Raw genomic sequence first — 14,452 nt, forward strand, 5'->3', positions numbered from 1 at the left:
CCGCATGACACAGGATGAAAGGCCGAATATACAATCCGCAGCCAGAAATGGCCGCACGACCGAGCGCCCTCCCATGATCATGGAAGGCGAAATGGTGGTGGGGTGCGTGATTGAGGACACGCTCGTCCTGGTGCTCGGCATTGGAAGTGCCACCACTGATCAGGTTACAGCGTTTCTCAATGGCGACCCGGCGATGAGCGTGAAAACGAACCTCATAACCTGGCCCTTGAAAGAACCGTCACCCGCCGGAACACATGGCTTTGTCGCCATCGTGCCGACGAATGTGTTGCGTCGCGGTATCCTCAAGACCATCATGTTCCAGCATCGGGCAAAGGTTGCGCGCTATAATTTTGCATCGCGCTCGGCGTCTGTTCCGGATTTCGTGGCGATGATCGGAGATTTATCCGGACCGAGCCTTTCAGGCGTCATCGATGAACTCGTTGAGGGTTTGATATCGGGGCCGATCAGTCGAAAAAAACTGTCCGCGATCACCGTTCTGCTGCAGGCGGGTGCGCGTTCGGATGGATGCATTGAACTGATTGGCGGCAGCGACGAAGGCGATATTTTCGTCCAGGGCTGGGCGCAGGATTTAACGCCTGCGGTAACACGGCTTCTGATCAGCGGTAAAAACTCATCACTCGCCGAATGCTCCATCAGTGTTTTTGCGCGCCCTGATCTTGAAGAACAAGCCTCTGGCTTTGCCGGGCTTCTTCTCGCCAATGAGCCGGTCGAGGCCAATGATATTGAGCGTATTTTGTTTCGCGGCCGTCGCGGCTGGCGCTTTACGGAAGTTTATGATCGCAGACTTCTCTCAGGCTCGCGCGAAACACCGGCCCATATCCGCGCTATCCTGCCGCGCGTACGCAGTTCCACCGATATTCTTCTGCGCCTGCGTTCTGCCGCCAATCGTTTCGATGGTGCTGATACCGTCTCCGCCCTGCCTTTTCCCGTTCGCATGGGCATCGACAATGTCTTTCGGGTTGAAGGCAGTGGCATATTGATCTCGGGCTGGCTGCTTGATCCCGACAATCACGTTGAAAGCGTGCGGCTTCGGCGCCATCGCGGCGACATCCAGATCGACACGACGTGGACGCGCATCGACCGCTCCGATGTGACGCGCGAGTTTGACAATCATCCGCCCTTCAATGCGGGCCTTGATCCAAGCCGCCATGCCCATGGTTTTGTAGCTTTTGCGCCGGAGCTTGCAGGCGACAGCACGTCTCCTTTCTATCTGGAACTGGCAATCAGCGATGGTCGCCGCGCATTCTTTCCGCTCACCCCAACCCGTGTAACGTCGCGCGATGCCATCGTTCGGCAACTGCGTGCTACCGATCCGAATGCATGGGCGTTGCGCCACATCGTCGATCAGCAGCTCGTGCCATTGTTGCGCGGCGTCAACCGTCCGGCGCCGGAAGTATTCGGTGTGGTTGACCTTGGCCCCTTTGAGGATGCAATCGGCCCGGCTATTATCATTGGTATTGACGAACGCGTCGAAGAAATCGAACCGCTGCTTGCTCTGCTGGCACTTGATCCTGAAACGCGGATCGCGCCAATTGTGATTGCGGCTGCGACCGAAATCATCGACCGTATCGGCGTACAGATCAGGCGGCTTGCTGACTTTTATCGACTACGTATCCGACTGGTTTCGGCCAACGGCTCGGAAGATCTTTATGATGCGTTTGAAGTTGGCGCACGAACAGTTTCCACTGATCAGGTCATCTTTCTCGCTGGCTCTTTGTTGCCGCGCCGTTCGGGCTGGCTCAACAAACTCGTGAGCGCCTATGAAACGCATAAGGATTGCGTACTTTCGCCGACACTTGCCTATGAAGATGACTCGATCCGCTGGGCGGGAACATGGGTGGCAGGCCCGCAATCGGATCGCGCCCTTATCAGCCGCTATGCTGGTTATCCGATTGATGCCATATCGGGCATGCAATTGACGGAAGTGGCAACTGCAACCTTCGAATGCTGCATCATGCCCCGCGAAGCTTTATTCACCGCTGGTGGTTTTACCCGCGGTTATCTCGGCACCCATGAAAAGGGTCTCGACCTCGGCTTGAAACTCAAGCAATCCGGCCTGCGCTCCTATTGGCTGCCTTCCGCACAGATGCTCGGCGCGGATGACGTTTCGGTAACGGATAAAGCATCCACCATCGCGCTTATTGAGCGCATAGATCGTCAGGTTTTTGATGCACGCTGGTCTGCAATTCTTGCAGGCAAGCGCAAGGTCGCGCTGGAGGAGCCCGCATGAGCGAAAAACTCCGTGTTCTCGTCATTTCCCATGCCCACCCATCGATCTCACTCGGCGGCGGTGAAATCGCATCCTACAATCTGCACAAGGGATTGAATGCGACACCGGGCGTGCAGTCGGTTTATCTGGCACGAGCCAGCCACCCTATCCCCCGCCACGGCACCACAGCACTGATGAGCATGCGGCGTGCCAGTGACGAGATTCTGTTTCACGCCGACGAATATGATCACTTTTATCTGTCCAACAAGAACACCGACGAAATCCGCCGCGATCTTTTGCGGTTCGTGCGCGATTTCGACCCGGATATCGTTCACTTCCATCATGTGCTCGGTCTCGGTCTCGAAACGCTTTATGCCATCCGCGAGACTTTGCCGGATCGCATCATTCTGGTGACTTTTCACGAGTTCCTTTCCATCTGCAACAATGACGGGCAGATGGTGAAAGCGGGCACATCAAAGCTCTGCAATGAAGCTTCTCCGATTGATTGCCACGCCTGCTTTCCGCAGATACCGCCTGCCCGCTTTTTGAAGCGCGAGCGCTTTGTGCGCGGCATGCTGGAACTCGCTGATGCTTTTGTGTCACCCAGTGAATTTCTGGCAAATCGCTATCGCGAATGGGGGATCAATCCCGAAAAGATGACGGTCATCGAAAATGGCATCGCAATCACGCAGACAACGCCACCGCGGGAACTGACCGGCCCTGACCCGCGGCGCAGCCGCTTTGCATTCTTCGGACAGATCAATCCATTCAAGGGTATCGATGTACTTATCGATGCAGTGTCGCGCGTCCCCGAACAGGTTTGGGGCGAGGATTCCCGCCTGATGATCTTTGGCGGCAATCTCGAAAAGCAACCGCCAGCCTTTCAGGAACGCATGCAGAAGCTGATTGAGGAGGCAGGTCCGCGCGTTCGCTTCTATGGCGCTTATCAGAATGCCGAAATGCCACGTCTCATGCAGTCGGTAGATTGGGTAGTTATGCCGTCGATCTGGTGGGAAAACTCACCCATCGTCATTCAGGAAGCGCTGCATCATCGGCGACCCGTCATCTGCTCCAACATTGGCGGCATGGCTGAAAAAATTCGCGATGGAGAGGATGGTCTTCATTTCCGCGTCCGCAGTGCGGAAGATCTGGCTGACCGTTTCACCGAAGTGCTGAGCGATCAGAATATCTGGAACCGCTTGCACCAATCCATCCGCAAACCGGTTCATTATGTCGATTGTGCAAGCGCGCATCTCGAACTTTACAGCCAATTGCGCGAGGCCAAACCTCGCAGACTGAAACCAGCGGTCACAGAAACCGAACTTTCTCAGGCAAGCTGAACCTGGCTTGTTTGCATTTACTTATAAAAGAAGGAATAGCCTATGGCACGCGCCCTCGTCATGATCCCGGCAGGAGAAGTGTACGATCACGACAATGTCCGCTGGTATCGTCATACTGACGTGCAGGGCAGCATCAACCACTATCACAATATTGGCGATGCTTTCGTTTTTGAATCCTCATTGAAACTCATGAATTACGAGAAGGCGTCCGAGCTGCCGATCACCAATTTCTCACCCGAAAAGATTGATCAGCTGCGGGAAGAATATGATTATGTGATCCTTCGCGGCTCGAACTACATCAACAAAGATATGAACTGGCGCGACACGATCCCGGTGCTCCAGCGGTTGAAACTGCCTGTTATTGCCTTTGGCGTTGGTGCGCAGGCGCCGGTGCGCGGCGAAATCCAGCTTTCTGAAGAAACGAAGGCCGTGTTGCGCATGATCTCCGATTCAGCTGTTTCTGTCGGTGTACGCGGAGCTTATACAGCGCAAGTGCTCAACGATATCGGCATTCAGAATGTCCGTATCATTGGCTGTCCGACCGCGTTTCGTCGCAACAATCAACATCTGCGCATCAAACTGCCACCGCTCGAAGATGTGAAACAGGTCGGCGTTACGGTCCGCCGCGAAGTTTCGCCAGCCTACGCACAGGATATCGAGCATTATCTGACCCGCCATCGCGATCTTATCCGCACAATGGCTGGACGCTTCGATGTGACATTAATGGCTCAGGGCGAGATTGAAGAGAAGAAACTGGTGTTTGGAACGCCCGAACAGAAGGAAGAAGCGATAGCGGCACTCAAAGCACATCGCTGGACGGCTGACTGGTATTTCGATGACGATATCGAGAACCTCTATCGCCATCGCATGTTTTATTCCGATGTCGTGGCGGATTACGAAAATCTCGTGCGTGAGCAGCAACTAGTCCTTGGCTATCGCCTGCATGGCAACTTGATGGCGCTCGCCAATGGCATTCCGTCTATCTATTTCACCTATGACAGCCGCACGGCTGAGTTTGCCGAAACCTACAAAATCCCGAGCTATGATGTCTTCAGCGAAAAGCCATTTCGTCTGGAAGACTATTGGGATCAATCGCTGTTCGATAAATACAACCGCGCATGGTTTGAAACCTATGCCGAAATGAAGCAGTTTCTTGATGAAAACGGTGTCGATAACAAGATGACTGACACCGGCCTGCCAATTGGAGAGCTGAAAGTCGCTTAGTCCTATTTCGCCTTCGCGGGATTGCTTGTTGTTTCTGGCTCGGGCTTGTGGAGACGAACCTCGAACGGGGCAATAAGCTTTTTAGGTTTGTCACCCGCCATGTCTGGAGTGTAGGGTGGGAAGGCCGCACCAGCAGTCGGAACTTTCAAAGCCGCCGCGTCAACCAGATCGTCGCCCGAACTTTCGACAAGTTTGACATCCGACACAGTACCGTCTGGAGAAAGAAAGAAGCTGATTTTCGGCTTGAAAACACCGTCCAGCTCCAGAGGAGCAAGCTCGCGCGCCAAAAGCTGACCATAGCGTTGAAGAATAAGCACGACAGCATTCTGCCATTCTGCCTGATTGGTAATGGACGGCACGTCTGCGGTTTCAGATGCGGCGGGCGTCATTGTAACACGCGGTCCAGTCTGCGCAACTGACGGCATGGTGTATGCCGTCACCGCCAGTACAGAACCGAGCATCATGATAAGGCGGAAACTGGTACGATCTTGCATTCTCATGATCCTCAAATTCTCAATCATTCGATGTTTTATGGTCAGCGACAACCATGCTCTCCAGCAATGATGGTCGCAATATTCCATCAGGAATCGGCCAACCCAAAAACTGCATCAGCGATAGCCGGAATTTCCGCGACTTTCAGCGTCGATGCCGCATCCCCCACATCTTCTGTCAGGAGAACACCAACCTGATTGATGCCAAGGTCATCAAGTTGATCGGGCGTGCCAAAGCCATATTCCATATGCCCGCGTCCGATGATACCGACAACCAGTGCTTCCGGCTTTTCATTGAGATAAGCCGCAATATTACAGGCGAAGGCACGATCCCATGTCTGCTGGGCGCGGACAAAGCGGTCAAACTCAGGTGCGTCAGCAGATTTTCCCTGCATGACCGGCGGCCCGCCATTGGTCAGACGCAGAAGATGTTCGCGATGCGCAAGGCTCGCAGGACGTGCCGGGGTCAAACCGTCGCGATCTTCTTCCACAATCGCTTCCCAGCCTTCTTTGCCTACACGAGTTACGAGGTCGCGACGACAATTGAGCGCCAACATTTTAACGCGAAACTCGCGGCAGAAGTGGAAAAGCGGCCAGTAAAGATCTGCATCAAAGCCCCAAACCTTGCCCCATTCAGCTTTCTCCAGAAACTGCTCGGCCTCAAGCTTGCCTGCCACCCATTCATCAAGCACTGGCTGAATTCTTCTCGGAAACATCTCAAAGCCGACGGCAAGCTCATCGCGAAGGGCAAGAAGAGAAGCAGAAACATTCACCTGCCAGCGATGAATATCGTGCCGATCATGCTGTTCGCCGAGAAGCACAACGCGCTTCTTGGCCATTTCAAGCATGATCGATTGATGCGTGCGAACTTCTGGCGATTTTGAATCAATCCATTGCCCGGCTTGTACCGATAAAGACTCTAAGCTCATCGAAACGCATCCTTTTTCCCCGACACGACGAGACCCGTTTGCTGACCTGTCTCATTGAGAGCGTAGAAGCGATACTCATCCCCTTCTTCTACCTCATGCCACGAAGCAACGTGGCCCGCTTTGAGATGTAGATGGAAATCAGGCTTCATCACATTGATAAAACCGCGGGATGGCCGTACCTCTGGCATCTCACCGCTCCACTCCTGTTTGAAAGCAGGCAATTCGAGCGCGACGCGTATCTCGGCCTTATTGCGCTGAGCTGCCGCAAAAGGCTTCAAACCGGGTTCATCATCACCGACTTCCAGCGCTTTGCCAGTGCTGCGATCTTTGTCTTTGGGTGGAAGAGCCAAGAACGCAAAGCCATTCAGAGCTTGGTCGAACGGCTCCGCGCCATCAAAGCCGATCACGCTGCCGATTACACTCTCATCTTCAGCAAGCAGGTCGATACGCGGATAGACTTTTTCCTGCATCACACTGCTGCGATCAGCGATAAGCGACGCAATTGCTGAAAGATCGATGCGCGAATGGTGCTCGCTACCGCAGAAGTAAATCCAGCCGTCACGAACCTCAACCTGCTCCACGACACCGATACGCTCATGTGTCGCGCCGCCACTTTTGGAGTTGATCATGAGCTTTCCCATGGAGGGCAGCGTCTCCAGAACATCAGCCGCATCGGCCAGAAGTTTTACGCGGATTGGTTGTTCGCTCATAATTTCCTCATGCTGTTTGGAGATCAGACATCTCGGACCGCTTTTGCGTAGTGCTAAAAGTTTCAAGGTCGATGACGCTGTCTATGACAAGATTTGCAGGCTCGTGATGAGCCAGAATGACGATGGTTGAAGTGGGCAGTTCCTTCCGCAAAAGCTCCAGCAACTCGGCCTCGGCAATCTTGTCCAGTGCACTGGTGGCTTCATCGAGAAACAGCCAGTCAGGCTTAATCAGGATTGCCCGCGCAAGAGACAGCCTTTGCATCTCACCGCCAGAGAGTGTTCCCGGCGCGATATGTTCGTCTGAACGCGCATGCGGCGACAGTTTCGAAAGCCCGACCTTTTCAAGTGCTTCAGCGATTTGAGTCTGATCAAAGTTCTCTGCTGGGAGCGGATAGGAAACCGCATCATATAGACCCGAGTTTGGCATGTAAGGCTTTTGCGAAAGCACCAGCATTGAGGCATCAGGTCGGTGAATTGTTCCACCTGCAAAATGCCAGGCACCCGCAATCAAACGGAGCAATGTCGTCTTTCCAAGGCCTGAGCGGCCACGCAGCCACACAGTTTTGCCGCGTTCGATTTCAAGCTCGGATATGTTCAGGAGGTTCTGCCCATCAGGCGTTTTCAATGAAACATCGCGCAATTGCAGCGATGGTTGTGTGGGCTGGGCGATGGAGACGCTGCCCTCGTCGCCGACGCTCTGGATGGCAGTGATAAATCCCGACAAGCGCGAAACCGCCGACACAAGCTCAGCCAACGTTCTATAGTTGAAAATGAACCAAGAGAGATTTGTAGAAACTTGCGAAAAGGCTTGCCCAAGCTGCATAAGGCCACCGAAGGTCAATGCACCTCCAAAATATGCTGGCAAGCCGAAAAATGTAGGAATACGAAAAATACTATGACGATAAGGGAAGGTGAACAAGCCCAATTGTACCTGTCGCGCCACCAGACGGAACCAGTTTTGCCGCACTGCGGAAAACCTGTCTGCCAGGATCTGCTTCTCACGCGATTCACCATTCATCACGGCAATATCGCCGGCATGCTGCCGCACATGCGCCATAGCGAAGCGAAAGTCTGCTTCTTTCTTCTGTTGCTGAACGAAGGTTGCTTTCAGTCGCCGCCCAAAGAAATGCGTCATGAATGACGAGATGAACACATACAGGAAGGCTGCCCAGAGCATGTAACGTGGAATGGTGAGATCAATGCCAAAAACACTGAAGCTCAGCGCATAAGTGGAAAGTCCCCAGAGCACGATGATATAGGAAAACAGCGCGATAATCGTCGTGATCAGCCCCATACCTTCCATCAAGGTATGTTTGACAAACAGCTCGCAATCTTCGGCGATACGCTGATCCGGATTATCTGGTGTCTGTCCCTCCTTGCGGATTGCCAGATGCCAATAGGCTTTGTTCGCCATCCACGCGGAAATAACGGTCTCTGTAAGTTTCTGCCGCCAGCGGATTTTCAATGTGCCCTGCAAGTATTCGCCGCTGAGGCTAATACATGTGTTGATGAGGACGATAAGCCAGAAAATTCCGACTTGATTTATGGCACCCGCAACATTTCGCTGTTCCAGAGCATTATAAAAATCTGCTGTCCATTTGATGAGCCACAAACCTGTATAAATGCCCACCAGTTCCAAAGCGAAAATTACGGCGAGCAGCGACCAACTGAGCACCCTTCCCGGCCCTGCATTGCAATATTTGAGTAGCTGCCAAAACTGTCTGAGAACAATAAGCATAATCAACCGATACTGACATGAGAAAGCCGGAGCCGTTTTCCAACCGCTCCGGCATGTTGATCATCGATGACGATCAGAAGCGCATCGTTGCACCCACCTTGAAGGTACGGCCCGGTGCAACCTGCATTTCGAGCGGATTGACATTCGCCACCGACGACGTCTCAGGCGTGTTGGCATAGCCCGTCAGCGTATTAGGGAAGTAACGCTTGTCGAAAATGTTCTCGACACCGAAATTCACATCAATATGCTTGGTTGGAGACCATTTCGCATAGGCATCAAACACCGTGTAGCTTGACGGTTTGAAAGCATTTTCGTCAGCGCGGCGTTTTACACCAGATGCGAAAGTTCCAATGAACTCGGTTTCAAGGTTCCAGTCTGGAATGATGTATCGCAGTCCAAGAACCGTGGTCAGCGGCGAAGCACCATCAAACGGCGTCTTCTCGGAACCGGCATCCACGCGCTGATCGCCACGCATATAAGAAAGCGCCGCATTGGCGAAAACGTTGTTGTAGACCTCGTATTCGCCCCCGAACTCAATACCCCAGACCTTCACACTTTCCACATTGTCGGAGGTGTATTTATCTGCTTCCCCCGGAACGGGCTGCAGACCACGGATAAAGTCCTTGTAGTCCGAATAGAATGTGGAAGCACTGAAATAGCCGCGCTTAAATTCGCCACGCAGACCAACTTCATAGCTACGAACGAATTCCGGCTTCAGGTTAGGGTTTGGAATGACCTCAACCATGCTCGTCGCACCGATCGAGGTGGACGATACGAACAGCTGTTGGGCCGTCGGCATCTTGAAACCTTCGCCATAGGAGGCGAAAACCGAATAAGTATCGTCGAGCTTATAGATCGCACCGAGGCGCTTGATCAAACGGGTCTTGTCCGTCTTCTCAGGATCAAAACCTTCGAGCGGGACATAGTCACCATCCTGGGTCGGATCGATTGAGTAAGTTGCAAGACGCAGGCCCGGCGTAAGCGTCAGACGCTCATCCAACAGCTTGATTTCATCCTGAACATAGAAATCGGCGCGGATTGTATCGACTTTTGGGAAATTGAACCCCTGTCGTGGCGTAACGGTCGTAACGCCGGTATTAAGATTGGTGGTGATATTTTCACCATCATAATTGCTCTTGGTGATATCGCCCGCGAAGCCATAAATGAGTTTGTGGCTTGTCTGACCAAGATCAAATGACGATGTCAGCTGAACATCAGCCTGCAGAAAATCTTCGCTGTAATTGCGGATCTGGATGCGCCTTTCGCGACGCGGAGTGGCAAGAAGCGAATAATTGCGGATCTGAGTGCTGGTCGTATCGCGCTTTTGCGGTGAATAGGAAATGTTCCATTTCACCTCATCCAGCCACGATGCGCCCACCGTCCAGCGATGATCAAGGGCAAACCGTGCCCGCTGCATTTTCAGCGAACGGTCCCAGCTCTCGTTCTCATAATAAAAGCCATAGTAAGCAGGCATGCTCGCATAGAGCGGATTGGCTGCACCGGAATCATATTTCTGATCCACATCAGTGTTGCGCTCGAACCATTCGCCGGTCAGCTTGAACTCATGATCGGCAGAAGGATTCCACTGAAGTTTCATCAGGCTGTTATAGGAATCCGTATCCATGGGAGAGGCTTTATTGCATGGCCAGATGGATTCACGCGGACAACCCCAGATGCCGCCGTCGGCGCGCGCCTTACGCATGTCCGGTTCTGACGCACTCATATGTCCGAAACTACCCAGGACCTTGAAATCTCCAGCCTCAGCCGCGCCGGTAATCTGCTTACGGAACGACTTGTCGAAACTGTCATAGCTGAACTTGGTTTCGACGGCCCAAGGCTTGGTACCATCAAGCAAATCTTCAGGGTCCAGTGTCCGGAAGAACACAACGCCACCCAGAGCATCAGCTCCCCACAGAACTGAATTCGGGCCACGTGTGATTTCTACAGACTTCATATTGAAGGGATCAACGAAATCTCGGCTACCATCGGTAATGCGCTCTTGAACGCGTGCGCCGTCGACCAGAATTTGCACACGGTTGCCACCAACACCACGAATATTGAAGCCGTTGAGCTGTCCAAAAGGATTGGTGAGCGATGTCTGACGATCAACGCTCACGCCCGGCTCATACCGCACCATATCCTGAATATCGCGCACTTGGTGTCGGTCGAGCGTATCACGATCAATCACACTGATGGACATTGGAACATCAAGCAGGTTTTTGGCAGCGCGCTCGGCAGAAAGTGTAATTGTCTTGAGCTTGATAGGCTCAGAACTTTCGCCATCGGCGTGCTGGTTCTGCTGAACAGCTTCCACTTTCTGGGCTGTTTGAGCATGTGCCTGCGAGGCCACGCAGAGCGCGACAGAGGCAGAAAGCATCTTCAACCAACGACGGTTGGCGGTTTTTTGGAAAGACGAAGTCCCCAGCATGATGTCCCCGAGATAAGCATTGCATGATCGCTGGCTTGCCTATCGGGACTTGCTGGCTAAAAGTTGAGTAAATCGCTCAATATATTATTTGGTGCCGTATTCAACTGTTATTGGATATTGCTAACAGAAATTGGAGATTTTGGAGGGAGTTTAGGGGCTCAGGTCACGGGACCGGATTTGAAATTACAAGATGTGGTTACTCGAATAAGCTCGGCCTCTAATTCTGAGCAATTACAGTCTGATATTTTGTATTGAACCATTATTACTACGCGTTTCCAATGTGGCCTAAACCTCTAACATGTATCTCTGCAAGTAGAGAAAAACGCAGTCATTTGTTCTATAGGTGTTTCAATAAAATTTTGGATTGGCTTCGACCGACCCACTCCTGTTCCCCTATTCTGCAGGCCTTCTGATCGAAATCCCAAAACCACGACCGTCTTCGTCAGAAGTGAATTCTATTCCGGCCGCTTGAAAAGCCGCTACGATTCCAGCGAGATTATTATAAATGGGTACGTGCGCGCCACGCTCAAAATCTGCAATTGTTTGTCGAGAAACGTTTGCGGCTCTCGCAAGTTCCGCTTGGCTCCAACCGAGAATCGCACGCGCCCCACGACACTGCTCCATTAGAAGAATAATTTCCAAGGCATACTTTCCGATTGACTTCTATCATTTTGTAGTGACTATATATAAAAAATCGGTCGAACAGGTGCGCGAACACCTGAACGACCTGACCACAACCAAGCTTATAGGAGCTCGGATCATGGCTGATTCTGAGAATAGCAGAACTTTGCCTTCACGTACCCATAGAAACCTTCTTTCCTCAGTGGAAGAATTCCTCTCCCGCAAGTCATTACCGAACAGACCTGATCGCGATACTGACCCCGCAGTGCAAAAATGGGAAATCTGGCAGCACGCCTACGCGGAATTCTGCCAGCTCTGTCGGCTGCAGCAATTTCTTGAGAGAAAAATGCTCGCTGAAGTTGGCGAGCCCTATATCCAGATTGATGCGCCTGGGCATGGACTGGTTTCTGTATCCAGCGACACACACATTGAAATGTTTCTTGCTGGTCCAGAGCAGGCTGTGGCCTGCGCGGAAGCAAAGGATCGACTGAAAGAGCACTTCTCCCTGCGCAATGCGGCGGACATTCTTTCTGGCTATAGTCGCGCACTTCGAGCAGAAAGTGAAGCTTCCGATCGTGAACAGGCAACAGCGCGGGAGCTTTGGAATACGCCGTCGTTGTCCGTACTGGGCGCGATGGCAAAACTGCACGTTCTGATAACGCTGGGCGTGCTTGCCCCTGATTGTGACGAGTTCCCCTGGCCACCACTGCGTTCCGTGCTTGCTGATCTGATGAGGATGGCTGAGGAAACAAACGCCGGTTCTCCTAACGATCTTTGATCAGTTCATCGACGGTGACTTCAAGCGCAGCTGCCAGCTTGACGAGGTTCTTCAAAGTAGGCGAGTGCTTGCTGTTTTCCAGTTTTTGGATCGTTGAGCGATGTAGATCGGCGCGAAAACCCAGCTCTTCCTGAGAGAGTTCTCGGTCGCTTCTCAACTGAAACAGGTTCCTGGCAAAGATATCACGCTCTTTCATCCGTGAACTTATTGCGCTATGTCGAGTATTCCACTACAGAGTAAACTCTACAATCGTACATGAGCACTAGTCGACCGGGAAAAAGATGCCCGGTCTAGGAGGAAAATTTATTCGCGGGAGATGCATTGCCCCAAGTGAGGGCGTGTAGCGAAACACCTAAGGGAGCAATCCGATGACATTTTTTGACATTATTGGCCGCGCGCTGTTTAGCGCGGGTATGGGCATTTCTATGCTTGGAGGTCTGGCAGTCACTGCAGCGGACGCGCAGACACTAAAAGTCGCGACGGCATACAAACTGATGACTCTGGACCCGCATTATGCGGATCTCAACGAAAACACTTCACTTCTTTCCCATATTTTCGAGCGTCTGGTCTATCAGGACGAAACTATGGAACCAAAGCCAGGGCTTGCAACGTCCTGGAAACGACTTTCAGACAAAAAATGGGAATTCAGGCTTCGCGAGGGCGTGAAGTTTCATGATGGATCGCGGTTTACGTCGCAGGATGTCATCGCAACTATTGAGCGGGTTCAGCAGTTTCTGAAGCCGCCAAGCGGAGGATTAGCGGCCTACACGCAGGCAATCAGCAAGGTCACAGCACCTGATCCCCATACGGTCGTGTTCGAAACAAATGAAGCCTCTCCGACCCTACCGCTGTCACTTGCTTCCATCTTCATCGTCCAACATGACGACAACCGCTTCAAAACCACCGATGAAATGAACCGTGGAGCGGCGGTGATTGGTACCGGGCCTTATAAGTTCGACAGCTGGCAGTCCGGAGAAACACTGAAACTCGTTCGTAACGATGATTATTGGGGCAAGCGACCGGCCTGGTCTGATGTTACGCTCAGGATTGTCGAAAGCCCTGCTGCTCGCGTTGCAGCACTCACCACAGGTGACGTTGATCTTGCCGATTTTATCCCGGCGCGCGATGTGAAAATGCTTAAGCGGCGCGGCGCCAGAATTGAGAGCACCAGTGCCGCCCGTTCCAACTTCCTGCAATTTGATATTGGTCGGCAGAAACTGCCTGGCGTGACAGACAAATCCGGCGAGCCTATCGCGAACCCGTTTCGTGATGTGCGCGTCCGGAAAGCTCTCACAATTGCAACTGATCGCGATTTCCTCGCGGAGAAGATATTGATGGGCTACGGCAGCCCCGCGTCGCAACTGTTTCCAACCGGCATGCCCGGCACCTCTGAGAAGCTCTTGGCAACACAACCTGATTATGACGGTGCCAGAGAATTGCTGACACAAGCGGGTTTCGGGGACGGCTTCAATCTTGAGCTCGGCGGTCCCGGAGGCCGTTACCCCGGAGACAGTGAATCCCTGCAGTCGGTAGCACAAAACTGGGCGCGTATAGGCGTCAGAGTGAAACCAGTCGTCGCGCCTTATTCGGTTTACGCAAACAAGCTCACCCAGGGTGATTATCCCGTCTGGTATGCCGGCTGTTCCGGTGATGCAGTAACAATCTGTCTTGATGCGGTAGTGGCATCAAAGAATGATGAACGAAAAACCGGCTCGTTGAACTATGGCGATTATCGCAACACCGAGTTCGATGACACCCTTGCCAAAGCAGAAATGATCGAAGTTGGGCCAGATCGGGACGAAGCTGTCGCCCGGGCAACAGAACTGGTGATGAGTGAGTATCCAATCATTCCGCTCTACCATTTCCATCATATTGCCGGATACGGACAGCGTGTCGCCTCATATCATGTTCATCCCCGCGGATGGACGACGGCCATGCAAGCCGTTCCGGCGGGAGAGTGACC

Annotated in this window: 12 protein-coding genes; 5 read left to right on the top strand and 7 right to left on the bottom strand. The window is 52.7% G+C overall.

Annotation, left to right across the window (positions count from 1 at the left end):
• Positions 1-4 precede the first annotated feature (4 nt).
• From ACSME1_RS12705 to ACSME1_RS12715, 3 genes are read left to right on the top strand one after another with little or no spacing between them, the layout of a single operon-like run.
• Positions 5-2,251, top strand: coding sequence for a hypothetical protein (locus ACSME1_RS12705; RefSeq protein ID WP_105534800.1), 2,247 nt, complete (start codon positions 5-7; stop codon positions 2,249-2,251).
• The gene (locus ACSME1_RS12710) at positions 2,248-3,570 is read left to right on the top strand and encodes a glycosyltransferase family 4 protein (RefSeq protein ID WP_435655276.1); all 1,323 of its coding nucleotides are present in this window, start codon (positions 2,248-2,250) and stop codon (positions 3,568-3,570) included. Before ACSME1_RS12705 ends, ACSME1_RS12710 begins: the two co-directional genes overlap by 4 nt.
• A gap of 42 nt (positions 3,571-3,612) precedes the next feature.
• The gene (locus ACSME1_RS12715; RefSeq protein ID WP_435655277.1) at positions 3,613-4,794 is read left to right on the top strand and encodes a polysaccharide pyruvyl transferase family protein; all 1,182 of its coding nucleotides are present in this window, start codon (positions 3,613-3,615) and stop codon (positions 4,792-4,794) included.
• A 2-nt stretch (positions 4,795-4,796) separates the two neighbouring features.
• Here the strand turns inward: ACSME1_RS12715 and ACSME1_RS12720 are convergent, their stop codons facing one another.
• From ACSME1_RS12720 to ACSME1_RS12745, 6 genes are all read right to left on the bottom strand, one after another.
• Positions 4,797-5,288 carry a TonB family protein gene (locus ACSME1_RS12720; RefSeq protein WP_435655278.1) on the bottom strand — a complete coding sequence of 164 codons (492 nt, stop codon included), beginning with the start codon at positions 5,286-5,288 and terminating at the stop codon, positions 4,797-4,799.
• An 86-nt stretch (positions 5,289-5,374) separates the two neighbouring features.
• On the bottom strand, positions 5,375-6,214 hold the full coding sequence (locus ACSME1_RS12725) for a ChaN family lipoprotein (protein WP_435655279.1): 840 nt from the start codon (positions 6,212-6,214) through the stop codon (positions 5,375-5,377).
• Positions 6,211-6,924, bottom strand: coding sequence for a hypothetical protein (locus tag ACSME1_RS12730; protein WP_435655280.1), 714 nt, complete (start codon positions 6,922-6,924; stop codon positions 6,211-6,213). Before ACSME1_RS12730 ends, ACSME1_RS12725 begins: the two co-directional genes overlap by 4 nt.
• A gap of 7 nt (positions 6,925-6,931) precedes the next feature.
• A complete protein-coding gene (locus tag ACSME1_RS12735) occupies positions 6,932-8,662 on the bottom strand; it encodes an ABC transporter ATP-binding protein/permease (RefSeq protein WP_435655281.1) in 1,731 nt (576 codons plus the stop codon).
• A 73-nt stretch (positions 8,663-8,735) separates the two neighbouring features.
• On the bottom strand, positions 8,736-11,090 hold the full coding sequence (locus tag ACSME1_RS12740; protein WP_435655282.1) for a TonB-dependent hemoglobin/transferrin/lactoferrin family receptor: 2,355 nt from the start codon (positions 11,088-11,090) through the stop codon (positions 8,736-8,738).
• A gap of 393 nt (positions 11,091-11,483) precedes the next feature.
• Positions 11,484-11,714: a helix-turn-helix transcriptional regulator gene (locus ACSME1_RS12745; protein WP_024896050.1), complete on the bottom strand. Its 231-nt coding sequence runs from the start codon at positions 11,712-11,714 to the stop codon at positions 11,484-11,486.
• Between the two features lie 136 nt (positions 11,715-11,850).
• Between ACSME1_RS12745 and ACSME1_RS12750 the strand changes: the two genes are divergently transcribed.
• Positions 11,851-12,489 carry a hypothetical protein gene (locus tag ACSME1_RS12750; RefSeq protein WP_435655283.1) on the top strand — a complete coding sequence of 213 codons (639 nt, stop codon included), beginning with the start codon at positions 11,851-11,853 and terminating at the stop codon, positions 12,487-12,489.
• Here ACSME1_RS12750 and ACSME1_RS12755 read toward each other — a convergent pair.
• On the bottom strand, positions 12,476-12,685 hold the full coding sequence (locus tag ACSME1_RS12755; RefSeq protein WP_435655284.1) for a helix-turn-helix domain-containing protein: 210 nt from the start codon (positions 12,683-12,685) through the stop codon (positions 12,476-12,478). The genes ACSME1_RS12750 and ACSME1_RS12755 overlap by 14 nt on opposite strands.
• Positions 12,686-12,857: 172 nt before the next feature.
• On the opposite strand from ACSME1_RS12755, the gene ACSME1_RS12760 reads away from it, so the two are divergent.
• Positions 12,858-14,450, top strand: coding sequence for an ABC transporter substrate-binding protein (locus ACSME1_RS12760; RefSeq protein WP_435655285.1), 1,593 nt, complete (start codon positions 12,858-12,860; stop codon positions 14,448-14,450).
• Positions 14,451-14,452: the final 2 nt, after the last annotated feature.

This window comes from Brucella pituitosa, assembly GCF_965577835.1.
Classification (GTDB): Bacteria; Pseudomonadota; Alphaproteobacteria; order Rhizobiales; family Rhizobiaceae; genus Brucella; species Brucella pituitosa.